This is a genomic window from Micromonospora sp. WMMB235 (genome assembly GCF_001855515.1).
GTDB lineage: Bacteria > Actinomycetota > Actinomycetes > Mycobacteriales > Micromonosporaceae > Micromonospora > Micromonospora aurantiaca.
Map to the genome: position 1 here is coordinate 4,139,731 of NZ_MDRX01000001.1, position 14,250 is coordinate 4,153,980.

The 14,250-nt window shown below is 72.5% G+C and carries 16 protein-coding genes, 1 tRNA gene and 1 pseudogene; 10 read left to right on the plus strand and 8 right to left on the minus strand.

Annotation, left to right across the window (positions count from 1 at the left end):
- Positions 1-58: 58 nt before the first annotated feature.
- Complete coding sequence (locus BFV98_RS17980) at positions 59-796, plus strand: DUF3800 domain-containing protein (protein ID WP_071097148.1); 738 nt, start codon at positions 59-61, stop codon at positions 794-796.
- 53 nt (positions 797-849) lie between these two features.
- Here BFV98_RS17980 and BFV98_RS17985 read toward each other — a convergent pair whose 3' ends face one another.
- The gene (locus BFV98_RS17985; protein ID WP_071097150.1) at positions 850-2,064 is read right to left on the minus strand and encodes a benzoate/H(+) symporter BenE family transporter; all 1,215 of its coding nucleotides are present in this window, start codon (positions 2,062-2,064) and stop codon (positions 850-852) included.
- A gap of 58 nt (positions 2,065-2,122) precedes the next feature.
- Here BFV98_RS17985 and BFV98_RS17990 point away from each other — a divergent pair, with 58 nt between their 5' ends.
- The 5 genes from BFV98_RS17990 (at position 2,123) to BFV98_RS18010 (ending at position 6,882) form a co-directional block, all read left to right on the plus strand.
- Complete coding sequence (locus tag BFV98_RS17990; protein ID WP_013283513.1) at positions 2,123-2,686, plus strand: helix-turn-helix domain-containing protein; 564 nt, start codon at positions 2,123-2,125, stop codon at positions 2,684-2,686.
- A 93-nt stretch (positions 2,687-2,779) separates the two neighbouring features.
- Positions 2,780-3,499, plus strand: coding sequence for a PP2C family serine/threonine-protein phosphatase (locus BFV98_RS17995; RefSeq protein WP_013283512.1), 720 nt, complete (start codon positions 2,780-2,782; stop codon positions 3,497-3,499).
- 52 nt (positions 3,500-3,551) lie between these two features.
- Positions 3,552-4,751, plus strand: coding sequence for an enhanced intracellular survival protein Eis (gene eis / locus BFV98_RS18000; protein WP_071097152.1), 1,200 nt, complete (start codon positions 3,552-3,554; stop codon positions 4,749-4,751).
- Positions 4,752-4,790: 39 nt separating this feature from the next.
- Complete coding sequence (locus tag BFV98_RS18005) at positions 4,791-5,540, plus strand: ZIP family metal transporter (protein WP_047893435.1); 750 nt, start codon at positions 4,791-4,793, stop codon at positions 5,538-5,540.
- Between the two features lie 193 nt (positions 5,541-5,733).
- The gene (locus BFV98_RS18010; protein ID WP_083395295.1) at positions 5,734-6,882 is read left to right on the plus strand and encodes a hypothetical protein; all 1,149 of its coding nucleotides are present in this window, start codon (positions 5,734-5,736) and stop codon (positions 6,880-6,882) included.
- A gap of 398 nt (positions 6,883-7,280) precedes the next feature.
- Here BFV98_RS18010 and BFV98_RS18015 read toward each other — a convergent pair whose 3' ends face one another.
- Together BFV98_RS18015 and BFV98_RS18020 are read right to left on the minus strand one after the other, a co-directional pair.
- Positions 7,281-8,363 (minus strand): NAD-dependent epimerase/dehydratase family protein, encoded by a 1,083-nt coding sequence (locus tag BFV98_RS18015; RefSeq protein ID WP_071097154.1) that lies wholly within the window; start codon positions 8,361-8,363, stop codon positions 7,281-7,283.
- A 37-nt stretch (positions 8,364-8,400) separates the two neighbouring features.
- Positions 8,401-8,700, minus strand: a complete 300-nt coding sequence (locus tag BFV98_RS18020; RefSeq protein WP_030273491.1) for a hypothetical protein — start codon at positions 8,698-8,700, stop codon at positions 8,401-8,403.
- 183 nt (positions 8,701-8,883) lie between these two features.
- Here BFV98_RS18020 and BFV98_RS18025 point away from each other — a divergent pair, with 183 nt between their 5' ends.
- The gene (locus BFV98_RS18025) at positions 8,884-9,267 is read left to right on the plus strand and encodes a DUF6223 family protein (RefSeq protein ID WP_071097155.1); all 384 of its coding nucleotides are present in this window, start codon (positions 8,884-8,886) and stop codon (positions 9,265-9,267) included.
- Positions 9,268-9,298: 31 nt separating this feature from the next.
- Here BFV98_RS18025 and BFV98_RS18030 read toward each other — a convergent pair whose 3' ends face one another.
- Together BFV98_RS18030 and BFV98_RS18035 are read right to left on the minus strand one after the other, a co-directional pair.
- Positions 9,299-9,961, minus strand: coding sequence for a response regulator transcription factor (locus BFV98_RS18030; protein ID WP_047894542.1), 663 nt, complete (start codon positions 9,959-9,961; stop codon positions 9,299-9,301).
- On the minus strand, positions 9,958-11,112 hold the full coding sequence (locus tag BFV98_RS18035) for a sensor histidine kinase (protein WP_071097156.1): 1,155 nt from the start codon (positions 11,110-11,112) through the stop codon (positions 9,958-9,960). The genes BFV98_RS18030 and BFV98_RS18035 overlap by 4 nt, the downstream gene beginning before the upstream one ends.
- 132 nt (positions 11,113-11,244) lie before the next feature.
- Between BFV98_RS18035 and BFV98_RS18040 the strand changes: the two genes are divergently transcribed.
- Positions 11,245-11,316: transfer RNA gene (locus tag BFV98_RS18040), tRNA-Lys, on the plus strand.
- A 127-nt stretch (positions 11,317-11,443) separates the two neighbouring features.
- Positions 11,444-11,815 (plus strand): hypothetical protein, encoded by a 372-nt coding sequence (locus BFV98_RS18045; RefSeq protein ID WP_143025343.1) that lies wholly within the window; start codon positions 11,444-11,446, stop codon positions 11,813-11,815.
- Positions 11,816-11,830: 15 nt separating this feature from the next.
- On the opposite strand, the pseudogene BFV98_RS18050 reads toward BFV98_RS18045, so the two are convergent.
- From BFV98_RS18050 to BFV98_RS18060, 3 genes and pseudogenes are all read right to left on the minus strand, one after another.
- Positions 11,831-12,196 (minus strand): annotated as a pseudogene (locus tag BFV98_RS18050) (tyrosine-type recombinase/integrase); the annotation flags it as partial.
- A gap of 132 nt (positions 12,197-12,328) precedes the next feature.
- Entirely contained in the window at positions 12,329-12,853 is a 525-nt protein-coding gene (locus BFV98_RS18055) for a pyridoxamine 5'-phosphate oxidase family protein (RefSeq protein ID WP_030273482.1), read from the minus strand.
- Positions 12,850-13,518, minus strand: coding sequence for a DUF899 domain-containing protein (locus BFV98_RS18060; protein ID WP_013473487.1), 669 nt, complete (start codon positions 13,516-13,518; stop codon positions 12,850-12,852). The genes BFV98_RS18055 and BFV98_RS18060 overlap by 4 nt, the downstream gene beginning before the upstream one ends.
- 119 nt (positions 13,519-13,637) lie before the next feature.
- On the opposite strand from BFV98_RS18060, the gene BFV98_RS18065 reads away from it, so the two are divergent.
- Positions 13,638-14,141 (plus strand): helix-turn-helix domain-containing protein, encoded by a 504-nt coding sequence (locus BFV98_RS18065; protein ID WP_013473486.1) that lies wholly within the window; start codon positions 13,638-13,640, stop codon positions 14,139-14,141.
- Positions 14,142-14,250 lie beyond the last annotated feature (109 nt).

Below are 14,250 nucleotides of genomic sequence, written 5' to 3' on the forward strand. Positions count from 1 at the left end.
ATTCGGCGGCCCTGCGCGTCGAGGCGGCCACGCCCGGAAAGCGGCCTACGCTCGTCGGGTGCTCCTGACCTATGTGGACGAGTCGTACACCGATCGCTGGTACTGGATCGGCGCACTTCTGGTCCCGGAGGCCGTGGCCATCCCGCTCAGCACCGCACTCGACGAGGTGATGACGGACGCGGCCAAGGCGTACGGCATCGACCGAGCCGCCGAACTCCACGGGTACGACCTGTTCCAGGGGCGGACGGCCTGGGCGAGGGTGCCGCCACGCGCCCGGATCGCCGTCTACAACGCGGCGCTCAAGGCGGTCGGCACGTACGACGTCACAGTCATCCTGCGCGGCGTCGACCGGCACGGCCTCACCCGGCGCTACGGGCTCACCCGCCCCGCTCACGAGGTGGTGCTGTCACACCTTCTGGAACGGGTGGACGGATACGCGGCGATGCGGGACGAACTGGCCCTGGTGATCGCGGACGAGGTCGACAACCCCGCAAGCCACCGCTCGGACCTGACCCGTTACCGGGTCGACGGAACCGGGGGCTACCGTTCCCGGCGGCTCAGCCGGATCGTGGACACCCTGCACTTCGCCCCGTCGCACGCCTCCCGGCTGGTGCAGGCCGTCGACCTGGTCACCTTCCTGTTCCGCAGGATGGCGAGCGGGGCGGGCGCGGATCCTCGGGAGGCGACGACGAACACGCGGCTGTGGTCCTGGGTCGAGCCGCGCCGGTACCACTCGTGGTGCTGGCATCCGGCCGGCGGCCGACGCACGAAGGGCCCGCCTGAAAGCGGGCCCTAAGGCGGTTGCGGGAACCCTGACGGGCCTCCTGCGCACTCCAGGTTAACAGTTCGTCACCCGGTCCGGCCGGAAAGCGACGGGGCGGATTCGGTCCGGGGCGGCTCGACCGGCGGGGATGCGACCGCCCGGCGGCGGAACAGCAGCAGCATCAGCCAGCCCGCGACCAGTCCCCAGAACGCGCCACCCACCCCGAGCAGGCTCACCCCGGAGGCGGTGACCACGAACGTCACCACTGCTGCCTCCCGCGCGTCCGGCTGGGCGACCGCCGCCGTGACGGCCCCGGCGAGCGCGCCGAGCAGGGCGAGCCCGGCGACGGCCTCGACCAGCACCGGCGGGGAGAGCAGCACCAGGGCAGTGGCCACGCCGGCGCCCAGGCCCAGCAGAGCCAGGCCGATCCCGGCGGTGACCGAGGCGATCCAGCGCCGCTCCGGGTCCGGGTGGGCGTCCGGGCCGGCGGCCAGGGCCGCGGTGATCGCCGCCAGGTTCACCGCGTGGCCGCCCGCCGGGGCGCCGAGGGCGGTGGCGAGGCCTGTCACCCGCAACGCCGAGCCCAGCGGGGCCCGGTAGCCGTACCCGGCGAGCACCGCGGTTCCGGGCACGTTCTGGGCGGCCATGGTGACCAGGAACAGCGGCAGCGCGAGCCCGACGACTGCGGGCAGCGTCCAGGACGGCGCGGTGAACGCGACGACCGGTGCGACGTCCAGCCGGGCCGGCCCGGAGGTGGTCAGGGCGATCGCGACCACCGCCACGGCGAGCGCGCCCGGTACCGCCCAGCGGCGGGCGAACCGGTGCAGCAGCAGCCAGACCAGCACCACCGGCCCGGCGAGCCGGGGCACCTCGACCAGGGCGCGTACCGGGGCCGTACACAGCGGCAGCAGCACCCCGGCGAGCATGGCGGAGGCGATCGGGGCGGGGATCGCGGCGACCGCGCGGCCGAGTGCGGGGATCAGCCCGGCCGCGATGATCAGCAGCCCGGCGAGCAGGAAGGCGCCGACCGCTGCGGGCCAGCCGCCGGCGACCGGTCCGGTGGCCACGAGCAGCGCCGCACCCGGCGTGGACCAGGCGATCGACAGCGGCAGCCGGTGCCGCAGGCCGAGCCAGACCGCGCAGGCGCCGCTGGCGACGCAGAGCGCGAGCAGGCCGGAAGCGGCCTGGTCCGGATCGGCGCCGACCGCGCGCAGCCCGGCCAGGACGACTGTGAACGAGCTGGCGAAGCCGACCAGAGCGGTCACCACGCCGGCCAGGACGGGCTGGAGCCGACCGCCCATGCTCTCCTCCTCCGACCGTTCCGTTTACGGAACGGCACGGTGTAGCACGATAGCCCCCATGACAGCCGCCGCACCAGCCGATGACCGGGGCGCCCGGGAGGTCGGCAGGCGCATCCGCTCGCTCCGCACCGAGCGGGGCATCTCCCTGTCCGAGCTGGCCCGCCTCGCGGGCGTCGGCAAGGCCACGCTCTCCGGCCTGGAGAACGGCGTGCGTAACCCCCGGCTGGAGACCCTGTACGCGATCACCGCGCAGCTCGGCGTACCGCTGACCGCCGTGCTCGCCACGCCCGACCAGGCGCCGACCCTGCGCGGGGCCGCGGTGGGAGGCACGCTGCTGGAGGTCTTCAGCGACCGGGAGGCGACCTACGAGCTGTACCGGATGTGGGTCACCCCGGGTCCGGCGCAGCTCTCCCCCGCCCACTCCAGCGGCGTGACCGAACACGTGACGGTCTTCTCCGGCGTGCTCCGCGCCGGCCCGGCCGACGCCCCGCTGACCGCCGGTCCCGGGGGCTACCTGCGGTGGACCTCCGACGTGCCGCACACCTACGCGGCGGTGGGCGAGGAGGAGGTTCATGCGAGCCTCCTGCTGCGCTATCCTCGTCCGTCCACACCGGACAGTTGACGCATACCCAGGATGCAAGCTGATGACATTTCTTTCAGCAGACCCGCCAGCGCGTGCAGACGCGGACCCGTTCTTCTTGGCAAGCTTGTCGTCATGACGCTCATCCTCCGCTCGGCCATCCTCAACGACGTCGGCCTCGTCCGGACCAACAACGAGGACTCCGCCCTCGCCGGTGACCGCCTCGTGGCGGTGGCCGACGGCATGGGCGGGCTCCCCGCCGGCGAGGTGGCCAGCGAGATCGTCATCCGGATCCTGGACGAGCTGACGCCGCCCACCGGCGCCGACGAGGCGGCCGACGCGCTGCGCGCCGTCGTCAGCACCGCGAACCAGCGCATCCGCGCGGCCATCACGGTGGACCCGGCCCGCGACGGCATGGGTACGACGCTCACCGCCGCCCTGCTCGCCGGGGACACCCTGGTCCTGGCCCAGGTCGGCGATTCCCGCTGCTACCTGCTGCGTGACCACGAGCTGACCCAGCTCACCCGCGACGACACGTTCGTCCAGGCGCTCGTCGACCAGGGCGCGCTCTCCCGCGACCAGGCCCGGCACCACCCGCAGCGCTCGCTCGTCACCCGGGCGGTGCAGGGCTCGGACGCGCCGCCCGCCGTCGGGGCGCTCACCGTCTTCCCCGGCGACCGGCTGCTGCTGTGCAGCGACGGCCTCTCCGACTACGTGGAGGACGCCGCCATCGCGGCGGCGCTCGCCACCTACGGGGACCGCCAGCAGTGCGGCGAGCAACTGGTGAAACTGGCCCACCAGGCCGGCGCGCCGGACAACGTGACTGTGGTCATCTCGGACGTCACCGAGGCGTGAGCGGGCGCCCTTTCCGGTTGCGGACCACGGCGGGTGCGGTTGGGATGAACGGATGCACATTCGCCGGCTGGCCGCCGATGAACGACTGACCACCAGCTTCCCGCTCCAGGCGTACGCGTTCGAGGCCTCGCCGATGGGCGCCACCCGGACCGACCAGTTCCGCGCGTACCTGCCGTACAACGCCGGGAACACGACGCTGGTGGCCGAGGAGGACGGGGTCACCGCGGCGGCCGTGTCGGCGATACCGATGCGGCAGAACCTGCGCGGCGCGGTGCTGCCGATGGCCGGTGTCGCGGGCGTGGCCACCCATCCGCTGGCCCGCCGGCGCGGGCACGTCCGCACGCTCATGCAGCAGCTCCTCGACGGCGTGCGCGACGAGGGCCACCAGCTCACCGCGCTGCACCCGTTCCGCGCCTCGTTCTACGAGCGCTTCGGCTACATCGGGCTGCCCCGGCGGCGTACCGCGATCTTCAACCCGGCGGACCTGGCGCCGCTGCTGCGCGCCGACCTGCCGGACGAGCTGGTCTGGGAGCGGATCGGCGCGGGGTACGCGCGGTGGCGCGCGTACACCGAGCGGTGCCTGCGCGAGCGCCACGGCTTCGCCGTCTTCCCGGACTTCCGGGCGGTCGGGCTGCGCGACCGCGACGACCGCTGGCTGGTCAGCGTGGTGCGCGGCGGCGAGACGGTCGGCGCTGTCACCTACCGCATCGACGACCACGCCGGCACGCTGTTCGCCGACGACCTGCTGGTCGACGACGCGTACGCCCGCGCGTCGGTGCTCCAGTTCTTCGCCCGGCACGTCGACCAGGTGGCCCGGATCAGCGTCCAGGTGACCCCCGACGAACTGCCCGAGCTGTGGCTCACCGACCTCGACGTGCAGGTGGAGGCGCGGGTGGCCCGGCCCGACCCGACCGCGCCGATGGCCCGGCTGCTCAGCCTGGACGCGCTCGCCGAGCAGCCGGTCGGGGTCGGCCGGGTACTGATCGAGGTAGTCGGCGACCGCTGGCTCGCCGGTCGCCACCTGCTCGACGGCACCACGGGCAAGCTCGCGGTGCTGCCCGCGCAGACCGCCGCCGAGGGCAGCGTGCCGGCCGCGCGGCTCACCGCCGCCGGGCTGTCCGCCCTGGCGTACGGGGTGCTCGACCCGGCCGAGGTGGTCGTACGCGGGCTGGGCGAGGTGCCGGTGGACGCGGCCGGTGAGCTGCGCCGCCTCTTCCCCCGGGAACTGCCGCACCTGTTCGCCGACTTCTGACCCGGTTGACGGCGCACGCCCCGGGGTAGGGTCCAGCGCGTGCCGGAGTGGCTGGAAGCGGGATTCTGGGGCCTGCTCGCCGGGTCGGCCCTGCTGATCGGGGCGGCCGTCGGGTTCTTCGCGCGCGTACCGCGCCGGGTGACCGCCTCGGTGATGGCGTTCGGGGCGGGCGTGCTGCTGTCCGCCGTCTCGTTCGAGTTGATCGACGAGGCGCACGAGCAAGGTGGGCTGCTGCCGGTGGCGATCGGCGCCGCGGCCGGTGCACTGCTGTACACCGCGGCGAACGTGCTGCTGGCCCGGCACGGCGCGCGGCACCGCAAGCGCTCCGGCGACGAGCAGCCCTCCGAGCGGGAACAGCCCGGCTCGGGTACGGCCATAGCGGTCGGCGCGCTGCTCGACGGCGTACCCGAATCGGTGGTGATCGGCGCGAGCCTGCTGGCCGGCGGCCCGGTCAGCCTGGTCACCGTCATCGCGGTGTTCCTCAGCAACGTGCCGGAAGGTCTGTCCAGCGCGGCGGGCATGCGGCAGGCCGGACGTACCCGGCGTTACGTGTTCGGGCTGTGGACGGCCATCGCGTTGATCTCCGGCGCGGCGGCGCTGGCCGGGTACACGCTGCTCGGCGGCGCGCCCCCCGAGGTGCTGGCGACGATCACCGCGCTCGCCGCGGGCGCGATCCTGGCGATGATCACCGACACCATGGTCCCGGAGGCGTTCGCGGACGCGCACCTGCTGGTCGGGCTGATCACCGTGCTCGGTTTCCTGGTCGCGTTCGCACTCTCGCACGCCTGACCGTCCCGCTCGGTGCTGCCGGCTGCCGGCTGCCGCGCGGTCGCAGGCTCAGGTGCCGGCTTGGGCTGCGGCTCCGGCTTGGGCTGCGGCTCCCGGTGCCGGCTGCGGCTGCGGCTGCGGCTTAGCGGCGGGTTAAGGATCGGCTGTGGAGTCGTGCCGGGGCGGCCGGTCCTCCTAGCATCGGGCGGTGCGCGTGAAGTCGGCTGTCACTCTGCTCGCCCTCGCCCTGACGACGGCGATGCTCCCCGCCTGCGGTGACGATCCGGCCCCCGCGCCCGACGCCGGCGTCGCCGGCTCGTCGGCCAGTCCGGCAGCCGCCCCGGCGGCTTCCCCGAGCGGGCGTTCGGGTCTCGGCAGCGCCCGGCCGAGCCCCAGCGCGGCCACCGTCACGTTCCGCGCCGGCAACCCGAACGGCCGGGCCGCCGTACCGGCCGAGGCGCGGCCGGTGGACACCTCGCGCCCGACCCGTACCGTCGGCAGCGGCACCCCGGCGAGCTGCACCTCGGAGGCGGTGGTGAAGGCCGTCGCGGCCGGTGGCGTCATCACGTTCGACTGCGGACCTGCGCCGGTGACCATCACCATGAAGGCCACAGCCAAGGTGGTGAACTCGCACGGCCCGCGCGTCGTGCTGGACGGCGGCGGCACTGTCACGCTGAGCGGCGGCGGCAAGCGCCGGATCCTCTACATGAACACGTGCGACGAGGCACAGGGCTGGACCACCTCGCACTGCCAGAACCAGGACCACCCCCGGCTCACCGTGCAGAACCTGACGTTCGCCGACGGGGACGCCACCGGCGAGCGGACCGAGGGCGGTGGGGGCGGCGCCATCTTCGTGCGCGGCGGGCGGTTCACCGTGATCAACTCACGGTTCGTCGGCAACCGCTGTGACCGCACCGGCCCGGACCTCGGAGGCGCCGCGCTGCGGGTGCTGAGCCAGTTCGAGAACAAACCGGTGTACGTGGTGAGCAGCACCTTCACCGGCGGGGTGTGCGCCAACGGCGGGGCGTTGAGCAGTATCGGCGTCTCCTGGACGGTGTTGAACAGCGTCTTCCGCGACAACCGTGCGGTCGGTACGGGAGCGAACCCGGCCCGGGGCGGCACGCCGGGTGGCGGTAGCGGCGGCGCGATCTACTGCGACGGCAACGAGTTCGCGGTACGGATCGCCGGCACGGTGATCGAGGACAACAGCGCAAACGAGGGCGGCGGCGCGATCTTCTTCGTCAGCAACAACCGCACCGGCACCCTGAAGATCGACAGCAGCACCTTGCGAAGAAACCCCAGCAGAGGCTTCGAGACAAAGGGCCACCCCGGCATCTTCTTCCTGGGCGCCCAGATCTCCTGACCGTCCTGCCCGCTCCTGCCCGCCCCGTCCCGTCCCGTCCCGTCCCGTCCCGTCCCGTCCCGTCGATCATGAAGTTGACGGCCTCCCCGTCGGCGTGTCGCACCGTCAACCTCATGATCGCCGCCTGACCAGCCCGGCTCGCGCACGCCACTCTCGCCCCGCCTCGTCGATCATGAAGTTGACGGTCCCGTCGTCGGCGTGTCGCCCCGCCAACTTCATGATCACCGGCCAACTCCCGACCCGACGGCACCCACCCCGCCCGCCTCACCTCGCGCCTGCCCTCTCAACTCCGTGATCAAGGAGTTCGCGTCCTAGTTGATCTATGGGAGGGACACAAACTCCTTGATCAACAGGGCGAGGTGGGGCGGGGCGGGCGGGGTCAGGCGGAGACGGCCGGGTCAGTAGGGGTTGGGGTGGCCCGGGAGTTGGCCTCTGGTCAGGGCTGCGGGCCGCCCTGGGAGCGCCGGATCCGGGGACAGCGGCGGGGAGCCGGTCCCGGCACGAGTGGCCATGCCGGCGAACAACTCCTTCAGGGCGGTCACCGTGTCGATCTGAGGAGTCCACCCGAGTTCGGTCTCGGCACGGTGGCTGGACATCAACGGCACGTTCAGCGCCAGATCGACCCACCCGGTGTCGACCGGTTGCAGCCGCGCCCGCCAGGTCAGCGCCGCCGCAGCACGCAGCACCGGCACCGCCACCGGCAACGTCCAGCCGTGGAAGTGCCGGGCCACCAGCTCCGGCGTCAGCACCGGGTCGGCCGCCACGTTGAAGGCGCCGCTCGCATCACCCACGACCGCCCGGGCGTACGCGTCCGCGACGTCGTCGGCGTGCACCGCCTGCATCCGGAGTCGCCGGTTCGACGGCACCAGCGGAATCCGGCCGTACCGCAGCAGGCGCACCGGCACCAGTGGGCCGAGGAAGTACCGGCTGATCTCCGTACCGGCCTCCCGCTGGAAGATCAGTCCCGGCCGCAGCCGTACGACGCGCAGCTTCGGGTGCTCCCGCTGCACGCCGTCGAGTAGTGCCTCCACCTCCGCCTTGTCCCGGCTGTACGACGACGTCTCCACACCGGTCGCCGGCCAGTTCTCGCTGACCGGCTGGTTCTTCGGGCCGGGCGCGTAGGTGCCGACAGATGAGGCGTACACCAGGGCCGGAACGCCGACCCGGACGGCGGCCTCGATCACCGCGCGGCTGCCGCCGACGTTGGTCCGGTGGAGCGTGCGGCGGTCGTGGCTGGGCTGGATCTGCCAGGCCAGGTGCACGACCGCCCGCGCCCCGGCGAAGATCCGCACGAGTTGGTCGGCGGCACCGGGTGCGCCGATGTCGCAGGAGTGCCACTCCACGTCGCCGTACGGTTCACCGGCGTCCGGTCCGGGCAACCGGCGGGCCACGCCGACCAGTTCGGTGCCCGCCTCCCGCCGCAGCCGGCGCAGCACTGCCGTCCCCACGTTGCCGGTCGCCCCCACGATCACGATGCGCATGACGGGTGCGGTACCCGCTGAACCGGGCAGCAACCGCTCACGGACGGGGGTTCGTCCGCACCCAGCCCCTCTCGCGGTCGCGGCGACCGGCGGTGGCGGCCAGGCAGCGCGGGCAGAGCCAGCCCTCCGGGTCGGCCTCGGTGAGCACGTCGGTGCCGGAGTAGTCGAACGGCACGTGCGGGAAGCGGCGCAGCCGGGTCCGGCTCAGCGGCAGCCCGCACAGCGTCTGGTTCCGGCCCGGCAGCCAGGCGTGCACCTCACCGCCGGGCCGGCGTACGCCGTCGTCGCCCGGCACCTCGCGGGACGCCGCCACGGCGGCGGTGCTCGTGACTCGCATGGTCGCCCAGGTTCCCCGGCCGCCGCCGTTCACGCCTGGCGGCGACAACCCCTGGGGTACGCGGGCGCAGCGCGTACTCCCGTGGTGGTAGCCCGATCGACGACTCCGGGGCGACGACCGGCGGCGATGCGCGTCCATACGCTGCCGCCGTCACCACTTGCCGCGACCCGAGGGAGTCCCAGAATGTCGATCCGTCACCTGCTCGCCACCACTGTCGTCGGAGAGTTCGCCCCGGCCGCGCACACCTCGCTCGCCGCCGGGGGCATCGGCGGCTCCGGGCGGGCCGGCGCCACTGTCATCGCCCTGGTGGGCCTGGCCAGCGTGGTCGTCGGCGGGCTGGCACTCAGCCGCTCTCGCCGGGGGCCGGGCGAGGGGCCGGTTCAGGCCCTGGTGGCTGCTGCGTCCGGGCTGGTCAGCATGGTCCTCAGCGCGTGGCATCTGGCGCTGACCACCGAAGGACTCGGCAGCGGTCAGGGGCGTGCCGGTGCGGTCGCCGGTGTGGCGTTGGGCCTGATCGGGGCGGTGCTGGGCGGGCTGGCGCTGGCCCGTTCCCGTCGCACCGCCTGACCGGGTCGCTCGGTCTGTCCCGGCGGCTCGCTCAGGAGGCGGTGAGCCAGCCGGGGACGGTGAGCCCCGACTCGTATGCGAGCACCACCAGCTGGGCCCGGTCCCGTACCCGCGTCTTGGTCATGATCCGGCTGACGTGCGTCTTCGCGGTGGCCGGGCTCAGCACCAGCCGGGCCGCGATCTCGTCGTTGGACAGGCCGGCGGCGACCAGGGCGAGCACCTCCCGCTCCCGCTCGGTGAGCGCGTTCAGCCGGGGGCCCGGGTCCGGATGCCGGGTCCGGGCGGCGAACTCGGCGATCAGTCGGCGCGTGACGGCCGGGGCGATCAACGCGTCGCCCCGCGCCACCACCCGTACGCCGTGGATCAGCTCCGCCGGCTCGGTGTCCTTGACCAGGAAGCCGCTCGCGCCGGCCCGCAACGCGCCGTAGACGTAGTCGTCCAGGTCGAACGTGGTCAGGATGATCACGCGGGCGTCGGTGCTGGCGACGATCTCCCGGGTAGCGGCCAGCCCGTCCAGCAGCGGCATCCGGATGTCCATGAGGACGACGTCCGGCCGTAGTTCCCGCGTCAGCCGTACCGCAGTGGTGCCGTCGGCGGCCTCGCCGACCACCTCGATGCCGTCCTCGCCGTCGAGGATGGAGCGGAAGCCCGCGCGTACCAGAGTCTGGTCGTCGGCCAGCAGCAACCGGATCATGTCGTCTCCCCCTGTGCCGTGCGTGGCGCCGGGACCGGCAGCGGGGCGGGCCGCAGCGGAAGGCGGGCCCGCACCAGGAAGCCGCCGTCCGGGCCTGGCCCGGTGGTGAGCGAGCCGCCCAGCGCCCGGGCCCGCTCGCCCATGCCGAGGATCCCGTTCCCGGGCGGGCCGGCGGGACCGGCGCCGTCGTCCGCCACCTCCACCAGCACCTCGTCGCCGTCCGGCACGACCCGGACCACCGCCGTGGTCGCGCCCGCGTGACGGCTCACGTTGGTGAGCGCCTCCTGGACGATCCGGTACGCGGACAGATCCACCTCCGGCGGAAGCGGCCCGGCCTCCGTCACCTCGGTACGCACAGTCAGCCCGCGCCGCCCGGCCGCCGTGACCAGCTCGTCGAGGCGGTCGAGACCGGGCGCGGGCCGGTTCGGCGTCGTACCCTCCTGCCGGAGCACGCCCAGCGCAGCCCGCAGCTCGCGCAGCGTCTCCCGGCTCGTCTGCTTGATCACGGTGAGTGCCTCCGCCGACCGCTCCGGATCGGGCCGGTGCAACGCCGCGCTCGCCTGCACGCTGATCAGCGACAGGTGATGGCCGAGCAGGTCGTGCAGCTCGCGGGCGATCCGCAGCCGCTCCTCGGTGGCCCGGTGGCGGGCCTCCTCCTCCTTGCGCTGCTCCGCGGCGAGCACCCGGGCCTGCACCTCGGCGAGATAGGCCCGCCGGTTGCGGGTCACGCCGACGATGACCGCGACCAGCCACCCGGCGTGCAGCAGCGTCGCGCCGTTCCCGCTGACACCGGTCCGGGTGTAGCTGTCGGCGACGGCGAAGGAGACGACCGAGGCCAGGCCGAGCCCCACCGCGACAGCGAGGTACCCCTCGTCGACGACCGTGTAAAGCGCCACGACGAACACCAGCATGATCGGCCCGGGCCGGTGCAGCAGAGCCCCGTACGCGGCGACAGCGGCCAGCGCCACCAGCCCCACGGCCACCGGGTGTCGCCGGCGCAGGTAGAGCGCTGCGGAGGAGGCGAGGACGACGAGCAGCGCCACGAGTTCGGCGGTGGTGTCGATGCCCTCCGACTGCACCACCAGGCCGAGCAGGGCCACCAGGGCGACGGCAGGCACGAGAGCGGTCCGCGCCCAGTGCCAGCTCGACATTGCCGAAGCGTAGCGGTCCGTGGACGCAGCGGAGGGCCCCGAAGCGGCGCCGTGGCGGTGTCGTGGCGTGGTCGGGAGGGTCGATGCGCGACGCACGCCGGGCTGATCGGCTTCGGGTAACCTGTGCCGTGCGGGCCGCTAGCTCAATGGCAGAGCTGTGGACTTTTAATCCATAGGTTCAGGGTTCGAGTCCCTGGCGGCCCACTCCCCCGCAGGTCAACGCCCCGTCCGGGGTGTTTTCTGCCGTGATCGAGGCCGGTACAGCAGCAAAGTACAGCGGTAGACCAGCCAGGGTCGCAGCGGCGTGAGCGACACAGCGAAGGGGCGGACGATGGCTGACGAGTCGCTCGTGCGCAACTCACGGCTACTCGGCTTGTTCACCGAGATCGTCCAAGGCCCGGAGGGAACCCTGCGGGCCGTTGAGGCCGCCGGGCGCGGCATCGCTGCCGAGGCGCGCTGCACACTCGCCGTACTCGCCGACAAGCTGACCATCAGGTCCGGCAGCCGGGACGAGCTGATTGAGAGCGCTCCTGCATCCGCCGATCGACTCATGGAGCTAGGGGCCATCGAGGACGATCTGAGCGAGCTGTGGTCCCGTCGCCGAGAGCGCGGTCTTGGCGACGAGGCTTTTGAGGCAAGCCTCCAGCAGATCGTCCTTCGCCTGGAGGCATGGCCCCTGTCCTGGTCACGCCAGCCCGAATGATCGGCGGCCCGTCTTTCATCGGTCGAGTGCGCGGCCGAGCCGCTTGAGCACGTCGAGGGTGGCCGCCGAGGACACCACCGTGTAGATCTCCATCGTGATGGCGAACTGCGCGTGCCGGAGGATCTGCATAGCCACCCGAGGGTGCACGTCCAGGTCGGCCAGGAGCGAGGCGCAGGTCCGCCGGGCGTCTCGGACGGTGATCCGCCGGACCCCAGCCGCGTCGCAACGTCGGTCCCAGAAGCGGTTGAAGTTGCGTGGCTCGACCGGCCAGCCATACCGCGTGGTGAAGATCAGCTCGGAGAGCTGCCAGGCCGGGCCCGCGGTGTCCCGGGCGGCGGTCTGCGCGGCCCGCCGACGGTCGAGCGCCACGGTGCAGATGTCGGCACGTCTCAATCAACCCGGACAAAACGATTTGCTCGCTGCCTGAGGTTGACACAGGGGGTGTCATCGGTCGAGCGCGTTGCCGAGCCGCTTGAGAGCGTCAACGCCAAGTGACCGTCGCGGGTTGGCCCGTCAGTGGTGGAACCGCCAGCGGGTCGCGGTCAGTCCGTCCGAGCCGTAGCCGAAGGCCCGGACCAGAGAGATCTCGTAGAAGGCGTACCGGGGTGATCCGGGCAGACTCTCGTCGTGGGCTCGACCGTCGCGGATGTCGAATGCCCAGCCGTACTTCGTGGCGAAGGCGGCGGCCACCCCGCGCAGCGCGGCATCGCCTGCGACCTGGTGGGCCTTGCCCTCCACCACCAGGTCGAGGTCTTCGCCGCCGACGGTGAGGACGGTGTGCGGGTTGCGGGCCAGGTTCCGGCCCTTGCGGGAGGCCGGGCGGCTCGCGACGCACGGTGCGCCGTCCACCAGTACCAGCATCACCGGGGCGGCATGCGGGCGACCGTCCGGCCGCACCGTCGACAGCCAGCCCCGGTGCGCCGATCGGAGGCATGACAACGCCTGGCTCCAGGGCTTGATGGTTGCCACGTCGGTGTCGAACGGTGTCGCGTCCTTCGGCTGGAAGAGCAGCTCGGCGATCGGCGTACTGACGGTCATGACGGATCCGTGGAGTCGTCGTACTCGTCGTGCAGCCGCCACCACTGGTAGGGCTGGGTCTGCGGCCAACCCTCGGGTGAGTCTTCCCAGGTCTCCTGCCGGCCGTACGGCGTCAGGTCGAGGAAGGTCCAGTTGCTGCCGAGCCGTTCCACGCCGCGGGCGGTGGTGGAGTAGGTACGAAAGATCCGGTCGTCGGCGCGGAGGAAGACGTTCAGCGCGAACCCGTCGCCGGCTCCCATGTCGGCGTTGAAGCTGTTGTGCAGCGACGAGTACCAGGGCAGGGTCCAGCCCATCCGGTGCCGTAGCGCCATGAGGTCGGCAAGTGGGCCACCGGAGATCAGCGCGAGGGTGACGTCGCGGGCGTTGAGGTGGGCCGGGTGGCCGACGTTGTCGGTGAACATCGAGCAGCCCGAGCAGATGTCATCGGCCCCGTGCCACATGAAGGTGTACACGATGAGCTGGCGGCGGCCCTGGAACAGGTCGGCCAGACCGACCGGCCCGTCCGGGCCCTCGAACACGTACTCCTGCTCGACCAGCGTCATCGGCAGCCGGCGACGCGCCGCGGCAAGCGCGTCGAGCTGGCGGGTGAGCATCTTCTCGCGGCTGCGCAGGGTGTCCAGCGCGGTCTGCCAGTCCTCGGTCGGCACGATCGGTGGATGGTTCATGCGGCCTCTTCCCCGTGTCGTCAGCGGCATCAGGTCAGCCCGTTCCCTTAAGGAACGATGCCGATGTGACGTTAACAGAGTCCGTTCCCTGAAGGAACCATCATGAGTATCGTGGGGCCATGCAGCGAACGCAGTTCGGCGCGATGGCGTGCTCGATCGCCCGCACCCTCGACGTCATCGGTGAACCGTGGTCGCCGCTGATCCTGCGCGACGTCTACGCCGGCACACACCGCTTCGAGCAACTCCAGCGGGGCCTCGGCGTGTCCCGCAAGGTGCTCGCCGAGCGCCTGAACTGGCTGGTCACCCAGGGCGTGCTGACCCGGCGTGAGTACTCCACCCGGCCGGTCCGCCACGAATACCTGCTCACCGACAAGGGCATGGAACTGTGCGATCTGCTCCTGGTCATGGTGCGGTGGGGCGACCGGTGGACGGCGGGCGAAGCCGGCCCGCCGGTGCTCTACCGCCACCACGCCTGCGGCCGGACCAGCCAGGTGGAACTGCGGTGCTCGGCGTGCGGACAACCCATGCACGCCACGGACATCGACCTACTACCCGGCCCCGGCGCAGACTCGCGCGACGAAGATGGACTACCCGACCGAGACGAACGCCGGCAGCCCGGATGAGCGCCTGTCTCCGCGAGGCCACGCCGGAAGCCGGCCGAGCTTCGTCACCCGGTCGACCATCGACCGCCCTCAGCGGTCGTCGCATCGAAAACGGTGCCCCCACATAAAC

Excerpts from the sequence above, each read along its gene's own strand:
- BFV98_RS18065 (WP_013473486.1), top strand. The coding sequence starts at position 13,638 with ATGCAGCGAACGCAGTTCGGCGCGATGGCGTGCTCGATCGCCCGCACC.
- BFV98_RS17985 (WP_071097150.1), bottom strand. The coding sequence starts at position 2,064 with ATGGGCGGTCGGCTCCAGCCCGTCCTGGCCGGCGTGGTGACCGCTCTG.
- BFV98_RS18020 (WP_030273491.1), bottom strand. The coding sequence starts at position 8,700 with ATGCGAGTCACGAGCACCGCCGCCGTGGCGGCGTCCCGCGAGGTGCCG.
- BFV98_RS18035 (WP_071097156.1), bottom strand. The coding sequence starts at position 11,112 with ATGTCGAGCTGGCACTGGGCGCGGACCGCTCTCGTGCCTGCCGTCGCC.
- BFV98_RS17990 (WP_013283513.1), top strand. The coding sequence starts at position 2,123 with ATGACAGCCGCCGCACCAGCCGATGACCGGGGCGCCCGGGAGGTCGGC.
- BFV98_RS18060 (WP_013473487.1), bottom strand. The coding sequence starts at position 13,518 with ATGAACCATCCACCGATCGTGCCGACCGAGGACTGGCAGACCGCGCTG.
- BFV98_RS18025 (WP_071097155.1), top strand. The coding sequence starts at position 8,884 with ATGTCGATCCGTCACCTGCTCGCCACCACTGTCGTCGGAGAGTTCGCC.
- eis (WP_071097152.1), top strand. The coding sequence starts at position 3,552 with ATGCACATTCGCCGGCTGGCCGCCGATGAACGACTGACCACCAGCTTC.
- BFV98_RS18030 (WP_047894542.1), bottom strand. The coding sequence starts at position 9,961 with ATGATCCGGTTGCTGCTGGCCGACGACCAGACTCTGGTACGCGCGGGC.
- BFV98_RS18045 (WP_143025343.1), top strand. The coding sequence starts at position 11,444 with ATGGCTGACGAGTCGCTCGTGCGCAACTCACGGCTACTCGGCTTGTTC.
- BFV98_RS18015 (WP_071097154.1), bottom strand. The coding sequence starts at position 8,363 with ATGCGCATCGTGATCGTGGGGGCGACCGGCAACGTGGGGACGGCAGTG.
- BFV98_RS18055 (WP_030273482.1), bottom strand. The coding sequence starts at position 12,853 with ATGACCGTCAGTACGCCGATCGCCGAGCTGCTCTTCCAGCCGAAGGAC.
- BFV98_RS17995 (WP_013283512.1), top strand. The coding sequence starts at position 2,780 with ATGACGCTCATCCTCCGCTCGGCCATCCTCAACGACGTCGGCCTCGTC.